The 18,662-nt window shown below is 65.0% G+C and carries 18 protein-coding genes; 12 read left to right on the forward strand and 6 right to left on the reverse strand.

What is annotated here, in order from left to right; all coding sequences use genetic code 11:
* Window positions 1-8: 8 nt before the first annotated feature.
* The 5 genes from ectB to ACZI8R_RS00685 all read right to left on the reverse strand — a co-directional run bounded on the left by ectB (window position 9) and on the right by ACZI8R_RS00685 (window position 6,501).
* Window positions 9-1,271 carry a diaminobutyrate--2-oxoglutarate transaminase gene (gene ectB / locus ACZI8R_RS00665; RefSeq protein ID WP_463377638.1) on the reverse strand — a complete coding sequence of 421 codons (1,263 nt, stop codon included), beginning with the start codon at window positions 1,269-1,271 and terminating at the stop codon, window positions 9-11.
* Between the two features lie 23 nt (window positions 1,272-1,294).
* The gene (gene ectA / locus ACZI8R_RS00670; RefSeq protein WP_463377639.1) at window positions 1,295-1,810 is read right to left on the reverse strand and encodes a diaminobutyrate acetyltransferase; all 516 of its coding nucleotides are present in this window, start codon (window positions 1,808-1,810) and stop codon (window positions 1,295-1,297) included.
* Window positions 1,811-1,963: 153 nt separating this feature from the next.
* Window positions 1,964-4,066 (reverse strand): RecQ family ATP-dependent DNA helicase, encoded by a 2,103-nt coding sequence (locus ACZI8R_RS00675; RefSeq protein ID WP_463377640.1) that lies wholly within the window; start codon window positions 4,064-4,066, stop codon window positions 1,964-1,966.
* Between the two features lie 61 nt (window positions 4,067-4,127).
* Window positions 4,128-5,012 (reverse strand): ribokinase, encoded by an 885-nt coding sequence (locus ACZI8R_RS00680; protein WP_463377641.1) that lies wholly within the window; start codon window positions 5,010-5,012, stop codon window positions 4,128-4,130.
* A gap of 25 nt (window positions 5,013-5,037) precedes the next feature.
* Window positions 5,038-6,501 (reverse strand): MFS transporter, encoded by a 1,464-nt coding sequence (locus ACZI8R_RS00685; protein ID WP_463377642.1) that lies wholly within the window; start codon window positions 6,499-6,501, stop codon window positions 5,038-5,040.
* Window positions 6,502-6,714: 213 nt separating this feature from the next.
* On the opposite strand from ACZI8R_RS00685, the gene ACZI8R_RS00690 reads away from it, so the two are divergent.
* The 11 genes from ACZI8R_RS00690 to holA all read left to right on the forward strand — a co-directional run bounded on the left by ACZI8R_RS00690 (window position 6,715) and on the right by holA (window position 17,259).
* Window positions 6,715-8,004 (forward strand): glutamate-5-semialdehyde dehydrogenase, encoded by a 1,290-nt coding sequence (locus tag ACZI8R_RS00690; protein ID WP_463377643.1) that lies wholly within the window; start codon window positions 6,715-6,717, stop codon window positions 8,002-8,004.
* 34 nt (window positions 8,005-8,038) lie between these two features.
* Window positions 8,039-8,941 carry an AAA family ATPase gene (locus tag ACZI8R_RS00695; protein WP_463377644.1) on the forward strand — a complete coding sequence of 301 codons (903 nt, stop codon included), beginning with the start codon at window positions 8,039-8,041 and terminating at the stop codon, window positions 8,939-8,941.
* Between the two features lie 11 nt (window positions 8,942-8,952).
* A complete protein-coding gene (locus tag ACZI8R_RS00700; protein WP_463377645.1) occupies window positions 8,953-10,413 on the forward strand; it encodes a vWA domain-containing protein in 1,461 nt (486 codons plus the stop codon).
* 64 nt (window positions 10,414-10,477) lie between these two features.
* Window positions 10,478-11,161, forward strand: a complete 684-nt coding sequence (gene nadD / locus ACZI8R_RS00705) for a nicotinate-nucleotide adenylyltransferase (protein WP_463378176.1) — start codon at window positions 10,478-10,480, stop codon at window positions 11,159-11,161.
* Window positions 11,162-11,192: 31 nt separating this feature from the next.
* Complete coding sequence (gene rsfS, locus ACZI8R_RS00710; protein WP_463377646.1) at window positions 11,193-11,600, forward strand: ribosome silencing factor; 408 nt, start codon at window positions 11,193-11,195, stop codon at window positions 11,598-11,600.
* Window positions 11,601-11,668: 68 nt separating this feature from the next.
* Entirely contained in the window at window positions 11,669-12,247 is a 579-nt protein-coding gene (locus ACZI8R_RS00715; RefSeq protein ID WP_463378177.1) for a histidine phosphatase family protein, read from the forward strand.
* Window positions 12,234-13,025 (forward strand): diglucosylglycerate octanoyltransferase, encoded by a 792-nt coding sequence (octT, locus tag ACZI8R_RS00720; RefSeq protein WP_463377647.1) that lies wholly within the window; start codon window positions 12,234-12,236, stop codon window positions 13,023-13,025. Before ACZI8R_RS00715 ends, octT begins: the two co-directional genes overlap by 14 nt.
* A gap of 2 nt (window positions 13,026-13,027) precedes the next feature.
* Window positions 13,028-13,891 (forward strand): DegV family protein, encoded by an 864-nt coding sequence (locus tag ACZI8R_RS00725; RefSeq protein ID WP_463377648.1) that lies wholly within the window; start codon window positions 13,028-13,030, stop codon window positions 13,889-13,891.
* A 71-nt stretch (window positions 13,892-13,962) separates the two neighbouring features.
* Complete coding sequence (locus ACZI8R_RS00730; RefSeq protein WP_463377649.1) at window positions 13,963-14,778, forward strand: ComEA family DNA-binding protein; 816 nt, start codon at window positions 13,963-13,965, stop codon at window positions 14,776-14,778.
* Complete coding sequence (locus ACZI8R_RS00735; protein WP_463377650.1) at window positions 14,775-16,331, forward strand: ComEC/Rec2 family competence protein; 1,557 nt, start codon at window positions 14,775-14,777, stop codon at window positions 16,329-16,331. The genes ACZI8R_RS00730 and ACZI8R_RS00735 overlap by 4 nt, the downstream gene beginning before the upstream one ends.
* The gene (holA, locus tag ACZI8R_RS00740; RefSeq protein WP_463377651.1) at window positions 16,285-17,259 is read left to right on the forward strand and encodes a DNA polymerase III subunit delta; all 975 of its coding nucleotides are present in this window, start codon (window positions 16,285-16,287) and stop codon (window positions 17,257-17,259) included. Before ACZI8R_RS00735 ends, holA begins: the two co-directional genes overlap by 47 nt.
* Window positions 17,260-17,402: 143 nt before the next feature.
* Here holA and rpsT read toward each other — a convergent pair whose 3' ends face one another.
* Entirely contained in the window at window positions 17,403-17,663 is a 261-nt protein-coding gene (gene rpsT / locus ACZI8R_RS00745; protein ID WP_463377652.1) for a 30S ribosomal protein S20, read from the reverse strand.
* 224 nt (window positions 17,664-17,887) lie between these two features.
* Between rpsT and ACZI8R_RS00750 the strand changes: the two genes are divergently transcribed.
* The gene (locus ACZI8R_RS00750) at window positions 17,888-18,661 is read left to right on the forward strand and encodes an aquaporin (protein ID WP_463377653.1); all 774 of its coding nucleotides are present in this window, start codon (window positions 17,888-17,890) and stop codon (window positions 18,659-18,661) included.
* The last annotated feature ends 1 nt before the right edge of the window (window position 18,662 follow it).

The following is an 18,662-nucleotide window of genomic DNA, read 5'->3' on the forward strand; positions in this document are numbered from 1 at the left end:
GGTCCTTTCTAGCTGCAAACCTGGATGGTGGCTTCGGACAGGATCGACAGTCCCTTGTCGAGTTCGTCCTCGGTGATGGTCAGCGGCGGGAGAAGCTTCACAACCTCGTCGGACGGGCCGGAGGTCTCCGCGAGCAGGCCCTCGTCGAACGCGATCTTGCAGACCTTGCCTGCGTCGTCGGCGTTCGCGAACACGAGTCCCTGGATGAGGCCGCGGCCGCGGGTCGAGACGTTGTCCGGGAACTTCTCGGCAAGTGCCGTGAACGCCTTGCTGATGCGCTCACCCTTGACGGGAGTCTCCTTCGCCAACTTGTCGTCCGACCAGTAGTTGTCGAGAGCCGCGGTGGCCGTCACGAAGGACGGGTTGTTGCCACGGAAGGTGCCGTTGTGCTCGCCGGGGCCCCACACGTCGAGTTCACGCTTGAAGAGCGTGAGGGCCATCGGCAGGCCGTAGCCGCCGATCGACTTCGACAACGTGACGATGTCGGGCTTGATGCCCGCGATCTCGAACGAGAAGAACGGGCCGGTGCGGCCGCAACCCATCTGCACGTCGTCGACGATGAGCAGGATGTCGCGCTCGGCACACAGGTCGGCCAGTGCGCGCAGCCACTCGGGACGAGCAACGTTGACGCCGCCCTCACCCTGAACGGTCTCGACGATCACGGCGGCGGGACGATTCAGGCCACTGCCCGAGTCGTCGAGCACGCGGGAGAACCAGTGGAAGTCCTCGGTGACACCGTCGAAGTAGTTGTCGAACGGCATCGGTGTCGCGTGGACCAGGGGGATGCCGGCGCCGGCGCGCTTCATCGAGTTGCCGGTCACGGACAGGGCGCCGAGCGTCATGCCGTGGAAGGCATTGGTGAAGTTGATGATCGACGAGCGGCCCGTCACCTTACGCGCGAGCTTCAGTGCGGCCTCGACGGCATTGGTGCCGGTGGGGCCGGGGAACTGGACCTTGTAGTCGAGGTCACGCGGCTGCAGGACGTTCCGATCGAACGACTCGAGCAGATCGCGCTTGGCCGGCGTGTACATGTCCAGGCCGTGCGTGATTCCGTCCGAGGCGATGTAATCGAGCAGGGCCTTCTTCAGGATCGGGTTGTTGTGCCCGTAGTTGAGAGCACCTGCGCCGGCAAAGAAGTCGAGGTACTCACGACCGTTCTCAGCCTTGATCCACGACCCCGAGGCCGTGGTGAACACTGCGGGCCAACCGCGGCTGTAGCTGCGAACCTCGGATTCGAGCTTCTCGAAAATACTGTTATCGACTGCATTCATTGTTGTGCATTCCTCCGGGCGTGCTAATCGCCGATTGTGTACAAGTCTTCGGCTTCGTGGCCATCGGGAAAATTCTCGGGCGCGAACAAATCCGTCCGAGTGATGGTCGTGTCTCGACGGCGGGCCAGTGCTGTGAACAGTGCGATCGATGCCTCGTTGTCGGGGCTGATCGTGGTCTCGAGATGCGTCACCCCATCCGGGGCGAGGCGATCGAGAAGCTCACTGAGCATCCGGCCGGCCAAGCCTTTGCCGCGCTGGTCGGCGTCTACGGCAACCTGCCAGACCATCAGGACGTGGGGGGCGTCGGGGCGTCTGAACCCCGTGACGAACCCTACGACCCGGTCGTCGACAACCGTGACAACCGACGAGCGGCTGAAATCTCGGCACCACAGCAGGTAGGCGTAACTCGAATTCAGATCGAGTACTTCCGTATTCCTGGCGATCTCCCAGAGCCGGACTCCGTCTGCGATCTGTGGGCTGCGAAACAACACCGCGTCCGGCGCGGTGGTCGGGTTAGCACTCTTTTGATCAGGCGTCATTGGAAATACGAACGTAACAACGATCGGTGTCGATTTCATCTACCGTTCCGAATTGGACACCCCAGACCCGAGAGTCCTGCAGGTGAGACGGGGGATGTGATCTACGCCACATTCTACCCTGCTCGGACCTCTTCAGCTGTGTGCTCACCGCGCTCACCGAGGGCTGGCGAGCGCGAACGGAAGCACGCTGTCGGCTCCCGCTTGCCTGATCGTTCGAGCCGCCATCGTCAGCGTCCAGCCGGTGTCGGTCATCGCGTCGACGAGGAGGACCGGCCCCGTCGCTTCCGTGATGCTGTTCGGCACCTCCCAGGCGCCTACCAGGCCGGCCACTCGATAGGCCGAGTTCGCGGCGGAGACGCGGGGGTGTCCAGGAGTCAGGTGCAGGGTGCCCAGGTCCTCCAGTCGCCCGAGTCCGGCCAACGCGGCACCGAGCGAGGCCGACAGCTGAGGGTGGGTGGGCGATTCCACAGCTATCACCGATGTCGGTCGCTGGGCCCAGTCCCACGACGCAAGCACACCGACGCATGCGCGCACGACCTCGTCCGGCACGGGGCCGTCTCCGGCGTCCAACAACGCCCTCAGCTTCTGGCCCCACCCGAGATCGGACAATCGCCCCAGAACGCGCCCGGCCTCCGGGCCGTCGGTGATCTTGCCCGACAGATCGACGCCGAGTTTGGTGAGCCCGGTAGGCCACTGCTTTCGGGGCGGCAGATCCACACCTGGTCGTTCCAGTCGCGATCGGGTGTCGTCGAGGGCGCCTTGTTCGACGGTCGTGTCGTGAATCGTGCCGGTGCAGTTGTCGCAGCGCCCGCATCCCGGGCTCTCCGCGGACAGGCCGGGATCGTCGAGTTGCCCGCGGAGAAAGTTCATCCGACAGGTGGTGAGCGTCTGGTAGTCGAGCATGGCCTGCTGTTCGGCCTCACGGGCATTCTCCAGTCGCTCATAGCGCTCGGCGTCGTATTCCCAGTTCTGCCCAGTGGAGATCCAGCCGCCCTTCACCCTGCGCACGGCGCCGTCTACGTCGAGCACCTTGAGCACCATCTCCAAACGGGTGCGCCCCAGCTCGACGAGCGGTTCGAGCGCCGGGGTCGATTGTGGACGGGTGTCGTCCAGGACCTCGATGACGCGGCGGACGACGGGTTCACGTGGAAACGCGACCGACGCGAAGTAGCTCCAGATCTGACGATCCTCGGCGCCGGGCAGCAGGATCACCTCTGCGCGTTCCGTCGCACGCCCGGCACGGCCCACCTGCTGGTAGTAGGAGATGGGGGAGGACGGTGCGCCCAGATGGACGACGAAGCCGAGGTCCGGTTTGTCGAAGCCCATACCCAGTGCGGAGGTTGCGACCAGCGCCTTCACCTTGTTGTCGAGCAGGTCTCTTTCGAGGCTCTCGCGTTCGGTCGCGTCGGTCTGCCCCGTGTACGCGGCAACGGTGTGCCCCTGATCCGTGAGAAGGGTGGCAAGGTCGCGGGCCGCGGACACGGTGAGCGCATAGATGATTCCGGACCCGGGGAGTTCGCCCAGTCGATCGCAGAGCCACGCCGCACGAGCGGTGACCTCCGGTATCCGCACCACCGAGAGGCGGAGCGATTCCCGTTCGAGTCCGCCACGCAGTACCAGGGTCTCTCCGCCGCCCACTCCGAGTTGGGTGGAGACGTCCTCCACGACGCGGTCGTTCGCTGTGGCGGTGGTGGCGAGGACCGGAATGCCGGTCCCGAGTTCGGCGATCAACGTCTTGATTCGCCGGTAGTCCGGACGGAAGTCGTGACCCCAGTCCGATACGCAGTGCGCCTCGTCCACCACGACGAGGCCTGCGTCGGACGCGAGCGAGGGGAGGACGGTATCTCGGAAATCCGGGTTGTTCAATCGCTCCGGGCTGACGAGGAGCACGTCGAGTTCGCGTGCGGCAACCCGCCGATGGATGTCGTCCCACTCGGTGACGTTGCCCGAGTTGATAGTGGCGGCACGAACGCCTGCACGATCCGCTGCCTCCACCTGATTTCGCATGAGGGCGAGAAGCGGCGAAACGATGACGGTCGGGCCGTGACCGGACGCGCGCAGCAACTTCGCGGCAATGAAGTAGACGGCCGATTTTCCCCAGCCCGTGCGCTGAACCACCAGGGCTCGGCGGCGCCCGACGACGAGGGCCTCGATGGCAACCCACTGATCTTCGCGGAGCCGCGCATCCGGACCTGCCAGCTCGCGAAGGATTCGTTCGGCTTCGTCCCGAAGGTCGGGTGCGGTAGCAGTCGTCATGTGCCCCATGGTGCACGACACGGCCGACACAAGCGTTCGGCACGGGCACGCTGCGAAGCCGTCAGGCGAGTGCAGCCTCGATTTCGGATCGGTGGGGCGCGGATGCGCCTGCGCCGTGTTCGGTGGTGGCAAGAGCTCCCGCAGCACAGGCGAACTCGAGCGCTGTCCGTGGCCCGCAGGCCCACCGCACGGCGAGTGCCCCGGTGAAGGCGTCACCGGCGCCGGTCGTGTCCACGGTGGCGACGGTGGGAGAGGGCACACGAAGGTGTTCGCCGTCGGCGCCACGATGAACGGCACCGTCACGTCCACGGGTGGTCACCACGTGAGGTACGCGGTCGGCCGACGATCCGAGGGCACGTGCTTCGGACTCGTTGACCACGAGCACGTCGACGCAGGCGAGAAGAGCGTCTGGGAGATCCCGGACCGGGGACGGGTTGAGCACCACGATCGTGTCGTTCGCTCGTGCATGTTGCGCCGCCGCGACCACTACGTTCACGGGAATCTCGAGCTGGCACAACAGGATGTCCGCCGAGGCGATGGCAGCGAGGTCTGCGTCGCCCAACTCGACGAGGGCGGAGTTGGCGCCCGCGACGACGACGATGTTGTTCTGCCCGGATTCGTCCACGACGATGACGGCGACACCACTCGGCCCGTCCACCTCGCGGAGGCCGGTGACGCCGACCTGCGCATCGACGAGGGACCGGCGGAGTTCGGCGGAGAAGCTGTCCGATCCGACAGCACCGACGAAGTCGACGGCGGCGCCGGCGTGGACTGCTGCGACGGCCTGGTTGGCCCCTTTGCCGCCGGGCCGGGTGGTGAACGATTCACCGAGGACGGTCTCGCCCGGAGTGGGGAGACGAGTCGTCGTGGTCGTCAGATCCATGTTGATACTGCCGACCACGACGACTCGTGGCGGGTTCGACGCTGTACCGGGTGAGTCGGGCATGTGCCGAGGCTAGCCCGGACTCGGGTCACTCGACGAGCGTGCTGTCTCCGCGCGGCTTGCGTGCCTTCTTGGCCATGAGGATGCGGCTGCGTCGGATGATGCGGCGCGCCTCCTTCTCGGTCGAGACCGCAGGCGGCGAACCGTCGAGCGGGCGACGAGCAGTTTCCTTGATCATCAGAACCGTGATGGTGCCGATCACCGCCGCGACCATCATGTATATGGGTGCGACCAGGTCGCTGTCCGTCGCATCGGTGAGGGCAGTGAGTATCAGTGGAGTGGTCCCGCCGAAGATCGACACGGCCAGGTTGTAGCCGATCGCGAGTCCGCCGTAACGAATCCCGGTCGGGAACAGGGCCGGCAGAACCGACGGGAACACGCCGACGAACATCAGCAGCAGTCCGCCGAGGATCGCCAATCCGACGAAGATCGTGAGGTAGTGCCCGACACCGATCAGCAGGTACGCGGGCAGCGACAGCAAGAAGAATCCGATGAAGCCCGTCAGCAGCAGCGGCTTACGTCCGACCTTGTCGGAGTACTTCCCGACGAACGTGATGGCCGCCATCATCAGGACCATCACGATGATCATCAGGACGAGGCCGTGCGACTCGTCGTAGCCCAGCGTGTTGGTGAGGTACGTCGGCATGTAGCTGAGCAGGCCGTAGTGAGCAATGTTGTACGAGGCGACCAGCAGGATGCACAACACCAGCGGACGCCAGTTCTCGACGAGGGTCTCCCGGAGCTTCTTTCCGGTCGACTCCGACGCCATCGAGTCCTTCTCCGCCTTCTCCATCTGCTGGAAAGCCGGTGTCTCTTCGAGCTTCAGTCGCAGGTAGAGGCCGATGAGACCGAGCGGGCCGGCGATGAGGAACGGAATGCGCCATGCCCAGTCGACCAGGACCTCTTCGCTCGCCACCGTGGTGATGATCGTGACCAGGCCGGCAGCGGCCGCGTAGCCCGCGAGGGTGCCGAACTCGAGGAAGCTCGCGAAGTATCCGCGACGCTTGTCGGGTGCGTACTCCGCGACGAAGGTGCTGGCACCGCCGTACTCGCCGCCGGTGGAGAAGCCCTGGATGAGGCGAAGCACGACCAGCAGGATCGGCGCGGCGATGCCGATGGATCCGTAGCTCGGGATGAGGCCGATCAGGAAGGTGCTGCCGGCCATCATGATGATGGTGGTCGCGAGGACCTTCTTGCGGCCGATCCGGTCGCCTAGCGGACCGAAGAAGAAGCCGCCGAGCGGACGGACGATGAACGCTGCAGCGAAGATCGCGAACGTGGACAGCAACTGAGCGGTGCCGTTGACGTCAGGGAAGAAGACCTTGCCGATCGTCGTCGCCAAGTAGGCGTAGACACCGAAGTCGAACCACTCCATCGCGTTGCCGAGCATCGTGGCTTTGACGGCTCGCTTGACGGCGGATTCGTCAGTGAGGGTGACGTCGCTGGATTCCGCTATCTCTTCTGCAGTGATCTGTTGATCTGGTGCATTCATAGGTTGTGCGCTCCCCAGCGCAGTCATCGATCGAAACGGGGCACGTACCTGATGCACGCATCTTTTCGTTGCCCATTTCGCGATGTGGTCGCGTGCTCCGCGACCGTCAGTCAAGTCCGTTACGTTAGCAAAGGAAGAGGTCGAACGCTTGCAAGCCCGCGTCCTCACGGTGGCGTCGATGCCGACGATCACGGGCGTGGATAGGCTGTGACCATGACTTCAGTGTCCGCACCCACCAACGCATCCGCTGTAGCCTCGGGCGACGACACGCGGGAGGCGGTACACGCCGCCGCGCGACGGGCGCGGGTCGCTGCCCGGTCTCTCGCCCTGCTCACCACGGCCGAGAAGAACGCAGTGTTGGGCGCTGCCGCGGACGCCGTGTCGGCTGCCGAGAAGGAGATTCTCGAAGCGAACGCTGCGGACATCGACGCGGCCCGTGCTGCGGGAACCGAGGAGTCCCTGCTGGACCGGCTGCGATTGACGCCCGAGCGCGTCGCGGGAATCGCATCGGGACTACGGCAGGTGGCGAAATTGCCGGACCCGGTCGGCGAGGTGCTGCGTGGGTCGACCCTGCCCAACGGGCTGGAGCTGCGGCAGCAGCGGGTTCCGCTCGGTGTCGTCGGGATGGTCTACGAGGCTCGCCCCAACGTGACGGTCGATGCGTTCGGCCTGGCTCTGAAATCCGGCAATGCGGCGTTGCTGCGCGGTTCGTCGTCCGCTGCCGTGTCGAATGCCGCACTGGTCGAGGCGTTGCGGGGCGCGCTGGCGGCCCAGGGCGTATCCGAGGATGCGGTCCAACTACTGCCGAGCAACGATCGTTCGAGCGTCACACACCTGATTCAGGCTCGCGGCCTCGTGGACGTGGTCATTCCGCGTGGGGGCGCCGGTCTGATCGACGCCGTCGTCCGGGATGCGAAGGTTCCGACGATCGAGACCGGTGTCGGCAACTGTCACGTCTACATCCACTCCGACGCCGACATCGACGTCGCGGAGCGGATCGTGATCAATGCCAAGACTCGACGACCGAGCGTGTGCAATACGGCCGAGACGGTGCTGGTCGACGCTGCGATTGCCGACGCCGTGGTTCCGAAGCTGCTGCAAGCGTTGCAATCGCACAGTGTGACCGTGCACGGCGACCTGCCAGGCACGGTGCCCGCGACCGACTCGGACTGGTCGCAGGAGTACCTCACTCTCGACATCGCGTTGCGAGTCGTGGACGATCTGAACGCGGCGGTCGAACACATCGATCGGTACGGGACGGGCCACACCGAGGCCATCGTCACCACCGACCTGGCCGCGGCACGTGAATTCACCACGCGAGTCGATGCAGCTGCAGTGATGGTGAATGCGTCGACCGCTTTCACGGACGGCGAGCAGTTCGGGTTCGGTGCAGAGATCGGGATCTCGACACAGAAGCTGCATGCGCGCGGACCGATGGGGTTGACCGAGCTCACCTCCACCAAGTGGATCGTGTGGGGAGACGGCCACATCAGACCTTCGTAACAGAAGGTCGCGCATCAAATTTCGAGGAGCAACCGTGGATCGAGCACTACCGACGACACGGCCCCTGTTCGCGAACGTCGACGACGTCGTGGCGAGGCTGGCGAAGACCGGATACATCGCAGACAAGGCGACGGCCACCGCAGTCTTTCTCGCAGACCGGCTGGGGAAGCCGCTCTTGGTGGAAGGTCCCGCCGGTGTCGGCAAGACCGAACTGGCTCGGGCAGTTGCACAGACTGCCAATGCCGAACTCGTCCGCCTGCAGTGCTACGAGGGAGTGGACGAGGCGCGGGCCCTGTACGAGTGGAACCACGCCAAACAGATTCTGCGTATCCAGGCGGGCGGAAGCGACGGCGTCGCGTGGGACGACGCCAAGCTCGATGTGTTCTCGGAGGAGTTCCTCCTGTCGCGTCCGTTGCTCACCGCGATTCGCAGGGACGGGCCGACGGTGTTGCTCATCGACGAGACCGACAAGGCCGACGTGGAGATCGAGGGTCTCTTGTTGGAGGTGCTCAGCGACTTCGCTGTCACGATCCCCGAACTGGGCACGATCAGTGCCCAGCGGAAGCCGTTCGTCGTGCTGACGTCCAACGCCACCCGTGAGCTGTCGGAAGCGCTCAAGAGACGCTGCCTGTTCCTGCACCTGGACTTTCCCGACGCGGACCTCGAGCTGAGAATCCTGGCCAGCCGCGTGCCCGAACTGCCCGAACGAATCGCCGAGCAACTGGTTCGCACCATCAGGGTGTTGCGGGGGATGCAGCTGAAGAAGACCCCGTCCGTTGCGGAGACCATCGATTGGGGGCGCACGCTGTTGGCTCTCGGTCTGGACACCTTGACCGACGACACGCTGGACAGCGATACGGTCCGCGACACCCTCGGCGTCATCTTGAAGCATCGATCCGACCAACAGCGCGCCGCCGCCGAGCTTCGACTGAACTGAGGGTCGCGCACATGGGAGTTACTGGAAGATCTGCTCGTTTCCGGGCACACGGACCGGCCGCCCCCAACGGCCTGACCGGTCATCTGGTCGGGTTCATCGAGGCGCTGAGGGCGCGCGGGATCGGCGTCGGCCCGTCGGAGACGGTGGATGCGGGCAAGGTGATGGCCGTCCTCGACCTGCTCGATCGTGAGGCGCTACGTGAGGGTCTGGCGTGCGCCGTCCTGAGGCGGCCGACGCACCGCTCGACCTTCGATGCCCTGTTCGACCTCTGGTACCCGCGGGCCGTCGGACTACGGTCGAGCGGAAAGATCGACACGTCGTTGCCGCGGACCGACGACGGGGAAATCGACATCCAGGCGCTCCGCGAACTGATTGTCGAACTGCTGGTCGACGGTTCCCCCGAAGCCGTCGAACTGACCGAACTGCTCACCACTCAGATGGTCGAGGAACTGGGCAGGTACCAGTCGACCAACGGGCCGTCGTTCTCCGCCTACCAGGCGTTGAAGGACGTGTCGCCCGACACGCTGTTGAAGAAGATTCTCGACGGCCTGCTGGGCGCGACGCAGGACGGGGACGAGCCGCCGCACGTGGACGAGCATCGTTCCGAGATTGCGCGACGCACCGCGGCCTCGAGGATCGCCGACTTCCGGAAGATGATCGAATCCGAGACCAGAAGGCGTTCGGCGGAACATCTGGGTAAAGAGCGTGTCGCCATTCACGGCGTCCCCCGATTGGCCGAAGAGGTCGACTTCCTTCGTGCCTCGGACTCCGAACTCACCGCGCTCCGTCGAAACGTCACCCCGCTGGCGAGGCTGCTGGCCAGTCGCCTCGCCGTTCGTCGAAGTCGTAGTCGCGCGGGAGTGATCGACCTGCGGCGTACCTTGCGAAAGTCGATGTCCACGGGCGGCGTTCCGATCGATCTGGTGCACCGCAAGCCGAAGACCGCACGACCCGAACTGGTCGTCCTCTGTGACGTGTCCGGGTCGGTGGCCGGCTTCAGCCACTTCACGCTGTTGCTGGTGCATGCCCTGCGGGAACAGTTCGCACGTGTGCGGGTGTTCGCCTTCATCGATACCACCGACGAGGTGACGCGGTTCTTCGACGCGGGTGCAGACCTGGGCGTCGCAATGTCGCGAATGATCCGCGAGGCCGATCTGGTGAGCTACGACGGACACTCCGATTACGGCAACGCGTTCGGAGTCTTCGCCGAGCGATTCGCGCACAGCGTCACCAGCCGTAGTTCGCTGCTGATCCTCGGTGACGGCAGGAACAACTACCGCGATCCCAACACGGCTGCGCTCGCTCAGCTCGCGTCCGTTGCAAGGCACACGCACTGGCTCAATCCCGAGCCGGCGGGTCAGTGGGGGACGGGCGACTCCGCCATCGAGTCCTATCGCGAGATCGTCAGCATGCACGAATGTAGGTCCGCCCAGCAGTTGGCGGCGGTGGTCGCCGGGTTGCTTCCGGTGTGAACACGTAAGCTCGACACTCGTGGAACAAGGAACGAACGTCACTCGCCTGCGCCGACTCGGCGTCATGGGCGGCACGTTCGATCCGATACACCACGGCCACTTGGTGGCGGCCAGCGAAGTGGCCGACCGTTTCGGCCTCGACGAGGTCGTGTTCGTACCCACCGGCAGGCCTTGGCAGAAGGAAGACAAAGAGGTCAGTCCGGCCGAGGACCGGTACCTCATGACAGTGATCGCGACAGCATCCAACCCGCGGTTCTCCGTGAGCAGGGTGGACGTCGATCGCGAGAAGGTGACCTACACGGTGGACACCTTGCGCGACCTGCGAGCCAAGCATCCCGACGCCGAGCTGTACTTCATCACCGGCGCAGACGCACTCGCCAGCATCCTGTCCTGGCAGGACTGGGAAGAACTGTTCTCTCTCGCCAAGTTCGTCGGTGTCTCACGCCCCGGCTTCGACCTGCACACCGAACATCTTTCGGGTCATCTGGACGACCATCCGAAGGACGCGGTCACGTTGATCGAAGTTCCTGCGTTGTCGATCTCCTCGACGGAATGTCGTCGCCGGGCGTCGCAGGATCGGCCGGTCTGGTACCTCGTCCCGGACGGCGTCGTGCAGTACATCTCGAAGCGAGATCTGTATCGCCCACAGAACTCGCAACGAATGGACGGGGCCGTAACCATGTCGGAACCTGCGACCGACCCGTCCACCGCCACCGCCACGCCACATGGCACCCCGCACCAACCCTGAGTCGTATCTCGGCAGAACTGGAGAAATTCGAGTGAGCGCATCCACCGAAGCCATCGAGGTGGCACGCATCGCCGCCGTCGCGGCCGACGAGAAGCTGGCGTCCGACATCGTGGTGTTGGATGTGTCCGAACAGTTGGTGATCACCGACTGCTTCGTCATCGCATCCGCGCCCAACGAGCGGCAGGTGAACGCCGTGCTCGAGAACATCGAGGACCGCTTGCGCGAAGCGGGACACAAGCCCGTGCGTAGAGAGGGAACCCGCGAAGGACGTTGGGCACTTCTGGATTTCGTGGACGTGGTCATTCACGTGCAGCACGACGACGAGCGCAACTTCTATGCGCTCGAGCGCCTCTGGAAGGACTGCCCGCAGGTCGAGGTGGAAGGTATCGGCGACAACCGGCCCGCACAGTCCGCGGACGAAGACGACTCCGGGCAGTGATCGGGGCCGGCGTACGCCGACTGGTCCTGTTGCGACACGGCCAGACCGAATACAACGCCGACAACAGGATGCAGGGCCAGCTCGACACCGAACTGTCGGACGTGGGCAGGGCCCAGGCGCGAACTGCAGGCGGCGTGATCGGCGCGCTGTCTCCGATCGCCATCGTCTCTTCGGATCTTCGGCGTGCATTCGACACTGCAACCGAGGTCGGCGAGCGCGCCGGAGTGTCCGTGCAGATCGACGAACGTCTACGCGAGACGTGCCTCGGTGAGTGGCAGGGAAAGACTCACCTCCAGGTCGATGCCGAGTCCCCGGGTGCTCGGGCTAGGTGGCGAGGCGACGCGACGTGGGCGCCACCGGGCGGTGAGAGCCGCATCGACGTGGCGCGGCGAAGCAGGCCCGTCGTGGAGGAACTTCTCGAGAAGCACCAGGATTGGGGCATCGAGCCGGTTGTCCTCGTCGCACACGGTGGTCTCGTGGCCGCATTGACGGCAACACTCCTGGACCTACCCACCGAGAAGTGGCCGGTTCTCGGTGGCCTCGGCAACACGAGCTGGGTGCAGCTCAGCGCCCACGGTGCAGACCGGCCGGAATGGCGACTCGACGTGTGGAACGCCTCAGCGAGTGTGGCCGATGACATCCTCTGACCTGAACACGAACGACAAGACGGCCAAGCCCGTTCTTCTCGTGCTCGGCGACTCACTGGCCTACTACGGGCCCGAAGGTGGTCTGCCGTCCGATCATCCACGCATCTGGCCGAATATCGTCGCCGAACGGCTGGGCTGGGACGTGGAACTGGTGGCGAGGATCGGCTGGACGAGTCGTGACGCGTGGTGGGCGCTGACCCAGGATCCCCGAGTGTGGTCGTCGGTACCGAGAGCGGGCGCCGTCGTGTTCGCGGTCGGAGGCATGGATTCACTGCCGTCACCACTGCCCACAGCACTGCGTGAGCAGTTGCGATACATCCGTCCACCCGCCGCGCGGCGGGTCGTGCGAGCGGCCTACCAGTGGTTGCAGCCGCGACTCGCGCCGCTCGGGTGGCCGGTGGCGCTCCCGCCGCGACTGAGTGTCGAATACCTCGAAAGTGCCAGGGCGGCGTTGGCGTACATGCGCCCGGAACTGCCTGTCGTCGGGACGCTTCCGTCGGTGCACCGAAGCGAAGCGTACGGCGGTGTTCATGCCGGTCGCCCTGCCGCGGAGACTGCGATCACGGCCTGGGCCGCGAAGACCGGAGTTCCATTGGTGGATCTGGCTCGGGCGGTGCGAGCGAACATCGAGTCGGACGACGCGAACCCCGACGGGATTCATTGGGGTTGGGACGCGCACGTGGAGGTGGCCGAGGCGATGACCAGGACCCTCCGACAGCTTCAGGAAGCGGAGTCGGACCCGGACGACGATGCCGTTGCCATGAGCGGGGGGCGATAGTCGTGCCGGTCGTCGTCGTCACCGATTCTTCGGCCTGCCTACCCCTCGACCTGGTCGAGCAGTACGGGATCGAGGTCGTGCCGCTCCACGTTCTCGTCGGTGATCACGACTACCGCGACGGTGTCGACGACATCGACCTGGACGCGGGTCCGATCACGACGTCGGGCGCGTCTCCCGAAGCATTACGGGAGGCGTACAGCGCGGCCTTGGCGCGCAGCGGCGGGGACGGTGTGCTCGCGGTACATATCTCGCGGCAACTCTCCGGTACCTGGAATGCGGCCAGAACTGCCGTCGAAGACTTCGACGGGTCGGTTCGGATCGTCGATTCGCAGTCCGCGGGTATGGGTGTCGGATTCCCGGTCCTCGCGGCGGCCCGAGCTGCGGACGGCGGAGCAAGTCTCGGCTCGGCATACCGGCATGCAGTGGAAGCGGCCGCGCACACGAGTGGCTTCTTCGTCGTCGACCGCTTGGATCATCTCCGCCGAGGTGGCCGAATCGGCGCTGCCGCAGCCCTGCTCGGAACTGCACTGGCCATGAAACCCGTTCTGCACGTTCACGATGGAAAGTTGACGCTGAAGGAGAAGACTCGAACGTCGACGAAGGCGTTGGGGCGACTCACGGAAATCGCGGTGTCACAGGTGGGGCAGGCTCGGGTGTCCGTCGCGGTGCATCATCTGTATGCGCGGGACCGCGCGGACGACCTCGTTCGTCGCCTGACAGACCGGATCCCGACGATCGATGAGATCTTCGTGACCGACTTCAGTGCCGTCCTGGGTGCGCACGTGGGTCCGGGCGCCGTCGGTGTGGCGCTCGTTTCGCACCCCGGAGAATCGGCTCGATCGTCGGATTCGTCCACAGGTCCCTGACAATCCACAGGGCGGTGCGACGGCTGCTTTTCGCCGTGGGACAGAGACCGTGATCTCGTAACGTCGCCGGCATGGGGGACAGCGAAACAGATCGGCACTCTCTCCGTCTCGAGGCGCACGAGTCCGGCGCTGCAGATTCTGTCGAAGTGTTCGACACAGCGGATTGGCCACGTCTGGACGGAAATGCCGACGGACGAGCGCCCTGGATTCCGCAGCGGTGGCGCACGACTCGGCTCGATCCGGGAGTTCACGGTGCGAGCGTGCTGGTGGCAGTAGGTGCCATCGCACTCGTGGTCGTGTTCCTGTTCGTCTGGCAGGACCGACCGGTTGCGCAGGCGGTGCCGCCGTTGCCTGCCGTGGAGAAGTCCACGCCGGTGACGGCTACGGCGTCGGCAGGCGCATCGCCTACGGCCGATACCGATGCACCTCGAACCGAGTTGGTGGTCAGTGTGGTCGGCCTCGTTCACATGCCGGGTCTCGTGCATCTGCCGGACGGTTCGCGTATCGCCGATGCTCTTGCCGCTGCGGGAGGTGTCCGCACCGGCGGGAACACGTTGGCGCTCAACCTGGCTCAACGACTGGCCGACGGTGATCAGGTGGTGGTCGGCGTCGATGGCGGCGATCAACCCACGACTGCCGGCCCGACGAGCGCCGGAGGCGCGGGAGCAGGAGCTGGGGCCGGGGTCGGCTCGGCTTCGGTCGTCGATCTCAATACTGCCGACCAGTCGGAGTTGGATTCGCTACCCGGGGTGGGGCCGGTCACCGCGACAGCCATCCTGGAGTGGAGGAACGCGAATGGAAAGTTCACTTCGATCGATCAGTTGGGGGAAGTCGACGGGATAGGACCCGTTCGGCTGGAGAAGCTCCGAGATCTGGTCGCGGTGTGACGTCCGGCCTGGACGCGCGCCTGGTTCCCTACGCCTGCACGTGCTGGGGTGCAACGCTTGTCGGCATGGTCGGGGGCTCACGGGCTGCGCTGCTCGCTGCAGTGGTGATGTCGGCGTCGTCGATGGTGGTGATGTGCATTCGACGGCGCGTGAGGTTCGGATGCGCCGCCGCGGTCACTCTTCTATTGGGTGCGCTGGTCCTCGTCGGAATCGGGGTGCAGGTACGCGCGGTGGAGAACCATCCACTCACGTCCGGCGCCGTGGATCGCGCACAGGTGACTTTGATCGGAGCGCCGATGGAGGATCCTGTGGCACTGCGATCGGCAGGCTCGGGCGGATGGCAACAAGTACGTCTACGAATGCGGCTGGAAGAGGCGCGTCTCGGGAACCGGGTGGTTCGAGTCGGTGGAGTCGTCACCGTGTTCGCACCGGCGGGCGGTTGGTCCGATCTACTCCCGGGGCAACGGACGGAGTTCGCCGGGAAGCTCGACGTGCCGAGCCGACACGATCTGACCGTGGCCACGGTCAGAGCGAAAGGTGCCCCTCTGCAAGTCGATTCGCCGTCCTGGTATCAGCGTTGGGCCGGGGTCGTGCGTGAGAGGTTCGCGCTTGCTGCGGAGCGGTCGTTGCCACCGGATCAGGCCGGACTGTTGCCGGGATTGGTCGTGGGGGACACGTCGGGGCTCGACCAGAATGTGGTGGACGCATTCAAGACTGCGGGTTTGACCCACCTGACCGCGGTGTCGGGGGCGAATGTGTCGATAGTCCTTGGTGCAGTCCTGCTGGTCGCACGCGGGCTCGGTGTCGGACCTCGAACCACCGCGCTGCTCGCATTGCTGGCGTTGGTGGCGTTCGTGGTGATCGTGCGACCGTCGCCGAGTGTCCAGCGTGCGGCCGCGATGGGATCGGTCACGATCCTGGCAATGGTCACGGGGCGTGGTCGACAAGCACTGCCGGCGTTGTCGGGTTCGGTCGTCGTTCTGCTGTTGCTGTACCCGAGCTTGGCGGTGGACTTCGGATTCGTGTTGTCCGTCGTGGCGACCCTGGCTCTCGTCGTGTTCGCGCCGGGCTGGTCCGAAAGACTCCGCGCCCGTGGTTGGCCGCGCGCGGTCGCGGAGGTAGTGGCCGTCTCGGTCGCGGCCTTCGTGGTGACGACTCCGGTGATCGCCGCGATGGCGGGCACCGTGAGCGTGGTGTCCATCGTCGCCAACATTCTGGTGGCCCCGGTGGTGGCTGTGATCACGATCGTGGGTGGGGTGACTGCGCTCGTCTCGGTGGTCTCGATCCCGTTGGCAGAGTGGGGAGCCCGCTCGGTGACTCTGCCGCTGTGGTGGCTCCTGACCGTGGCGGACCGTTCTGCTCGGATGCCGGGTGCGATGGTTACGGTGCCCTCCGGATTCGCAGGTGCGGGCCTCGCGCTCGGTGTGCTGTCGATGGTTGTCGGAGGGTGCACTCTGATGCCCGCCCTGGTTCGGTGGTGTCGGGACGACGTGGCACGATCGTCTGGTGCCCCAGTCCGATCACACCGACCAGCTCCACCTCGTGCTCGGTGACGAAGAGTTTCTGATCGAGCGTGCCGTCGCGAAGATCGTCGCGGACGTACGTGAGTCCACCGCAGTGTCGGCGGGCGCAGACGTACCGGTCACGCGCCTGCGCGCGGGGGATGCCACACCCACCGAACTTGCCGAGCTTCTGAGCCCGTCGTTGTTCGCCGAAGACCGCATCGTCGTGCTCGAGGCGGCGGGGGAGGCCGGGAAGGACGCGGTAGCGCTGGTTCAGGACGCCGCGGCCGATCCGCCGAGTGGCATCGTGATGGTGGTTCTTCACTCCGGCGGAGGTCGCGCGAAGGCGCTCGCCGGCGCACTCGAGAAGTCGGGTGCCGTCGTGCATCCCTGTATCAAGCTCAAGCAGGGCGAACTGGTCGGATTCGTTCGCGCAGAGTTTCGCGAGCACAAGGTTCGGGTCGGACCCGATGTGGTGCAGACCGTCCTCGACAGTGTGGGTTCGAATCTGCGCGAACTGGCAGCAGCGTGTTCGCAATTGGTAGCTGACACCGGGGGACGCGTCGATGTTCCGGCGGTTCGCCGCTACTACTCGGGTAAAGCCGAGGTCACCGGATTCGAAGTCGCCGAGAAGGCGGTCGCGGGGGACAGTGCCGGCGCTCTCGAATCGCTTCGGTGGGCGATGCTGCGCGGGGTGCCGCACGTGTTGCTCGCCGACGCACTCGCAGACGCAGTTCACTCGATAGCCCGCGTGGCTCCGGTGGGTCGCGCGGATCCGTTCAGAATCGCGTCCGAACTCGGAATGCCGCCGTGGAAGATCAAGAAGACACAGGCCATCGTCGGTGGCTGGACACCGACCACCGTGGGCGAGGCGTTGCGGATCGTCGCGGCCCTCAACGCCGATGTGAAGGGTGCAGCAGCAGATCCTGACTATGCCGTCGAATCTGCCGTCCGGAAGGTTTCCTTACTGCACCGATAGACCTATCGAAATAGACCTATCGAAATAGACCTATCGAAACTGCACCGGTGGGTCTAGGGAACGTTCTACGACGGCCGCTCGACCCACGGCAACGGCCGCCGATCCCTGGAAGGGATCAGCGGCCGTTGCCGTGGAAAGAGGTGTCAGGCCTTCTGGGCAGCCTTCGCCAGAGCCGACTTCTTGTTCGCAGCCTGGTTGGCGTGAATGACGCCCTTGCTGGCTGCCTTGTCGAGCTTGCGGCTGGTCGCGACGAGGAGCTCGTTGGCCTTGTCCTTGTCACCGGCCGCCGCAGCCTCGCGGAACGAGCGGATCGCCGTGCGCAGCGAGGACTTCACCGACTGGTTGCGCAGTCGGGCTGCCTCGTTGGTACGGATCCGCTTCACCTGGGACTTGATGTTGGCCACGCGTAAAATCCTGTCGTCTTAAGCTGGTTTCGGTCTAGAAATCTTTGGGCGCACATATGCACCGACAGACGAGGCTACCAGTGTTTGCTGGTCGATCTCAAACCGGCGTTCGAGGTGCGACGCCCGATTCCGGTGTGGGCCTCGCGCGCCTTGCGTAATGTTCCTTCTCGAGGTTCGCGAAAGTGCAGGATATACAGCCGTTTCCTTCCCAGAAGGTGGGTGTCATGTCTCCAACCGCGCAAGAGTTCGTCGAGGTCGAGGAATTCTCCGATCTCAAGAAGTACATGGCCGAAGCGATCGGCACCTTCGTGTTGGTGCTCTCGGCGGTGGGTACCGCGGTCTTCGCCGGCCAGAAGGTGGGCAACCTGGGTATCGCCCTGGCGTTCGGTCTCACCCTGTGCTTCCTGGTGTACGCCATCGGGCCCATTTCCGGGTGTCACGTCAATCCGGCTGTCACCATCGGTCACTTCGCCCTCGGTCGATTGTCGGCGGCCAAGGCCGGAATCTACATCGTCATGCAGATCATCGGCGGTTTGCTGGCCGGCATCACGGTGTTCGCGGTGGCGCAGAGTCTGCCCGCCTACAACCGTGCTTCGGACGGCCTCGCGGCCAACGGGTGGGGCGAGCACAGTCCGTCGGCCGTGAAGGGGCCGTTGGGGGGAATCATCGAGAACGGGTACGGGATCGGTGCGGCGATGATCATCGAAGTGCTGCTCACCGGACTGCTGGTGTTCGTCATTCTCGCCTCGACCGACCAGATCTCGGACCTGCCACTTGCCGGCGTATCCATCGGCTTCACGTTGGTCGTTGTTCACCTGGTTGCCATCCCGATCGACAACACTTCGGTGAACCCTGCCCGTAGTATCGCGGTCGCTCCGTATCAGGATGGCGCACTGGCACAGCTGTGGCTTTTCGTCGTCTTTCCGCTGATCGGAGGCGTGCTGGGCGCGTTCGTCTATCGTGCGTTGTTCGGCAGGTTCGACCGACTACGAAGTTGAG

This window comes from Rhodococcus huquni, from assembly GCF_055231055.1.

Excerpts from the sequence above, each read along its gene's own strand:
- ACZI8R_RS00750 (WP_463377653.1), top strand. The coding sequence starts at position 17,888 with ATGTCTCCAACCGCGCAAGAGTTCGTCGAGGTCGAGGAATTCTCCGAT.
- ACZI8R_RS00700 (WP_463377645.1), top strand. The coding sequence starts at position 8,953 with ATGGGAGTTACTGGAAGATCTGCTCGTTTCCGGGCACACGGACCGGCC.
- ACZI8R_RS00690 (WP_463377643.1), top strand. The coding sequence starts at position 6,715 with ATGACTTCAGTGTCCGCACCCACCAACGCATCCGCTGTAGCCTCGGGC.
- ACZI8R_RS00730 (WP_463377649.1), top strand. The coding sequence starts at position 13,963 with ATGGGGGACAGCGAAACAGATCGGCACTCTCTCCGTCTCGAGGCGCAC.
- ACZI8R_RS00715 (WP_463378177.1), top strand. The coding sequence starts at position 11,669 with ATGCAGGGCCAGCTCGACACCGAACTGTCGGACGTGGGCAGGGCCCAG.
- ACZI8R_RS00685 (WP_463377642.1), bottom strand. The coding sequence starts at position 6,501 with ATGAATGCACCAGATCAACAGATCACTGCAGAAGAGATAGCGGAATCC.
- ACZI8R_RS00675 (WP_463377640.1), bottom strand. The coding sequence starts at position 4,066 with ATGACGACTGCTACCGCACCCGACCTTCGGGACGAAGCCGAACGAATC.
- octT (WP_463377647.1), top strand. The coding sequence starts at position 12,234 with ATGACATCCTCTGACCTGAACACGAACGACAAGACGGCCAAGCCCGTT.
- ACZI8R_RS00680 (WP_463377641.1), bottom strand. The coding sequence starts at position 5,012 with ATGCCCGACTCACCCGGTACAGCGTCGAACCCGCCACGAGTCGTCGTG.
- ectB (WP_463377638.1), bottom strand. The coding sequence starts at position 1,271 with ATGAATGCAGTCGATAACAGTATTTTCGAGAAGCTCGAATCCGAGGTT.
- ectA (WP_463377639.1), bottom strand. The coding sequence starts at position 1,810 with ATGACGCCTGATCAAAAGAGTGCTAACCCGACCACCGCGCCGGACGCG.
- nadD (WP_463378176.1), top strand. The coding sequence starts at position 10,478 with ATGGGCGGCACGTTCGATCCGATACACCACGGCCACTTGGTGGCGGCC.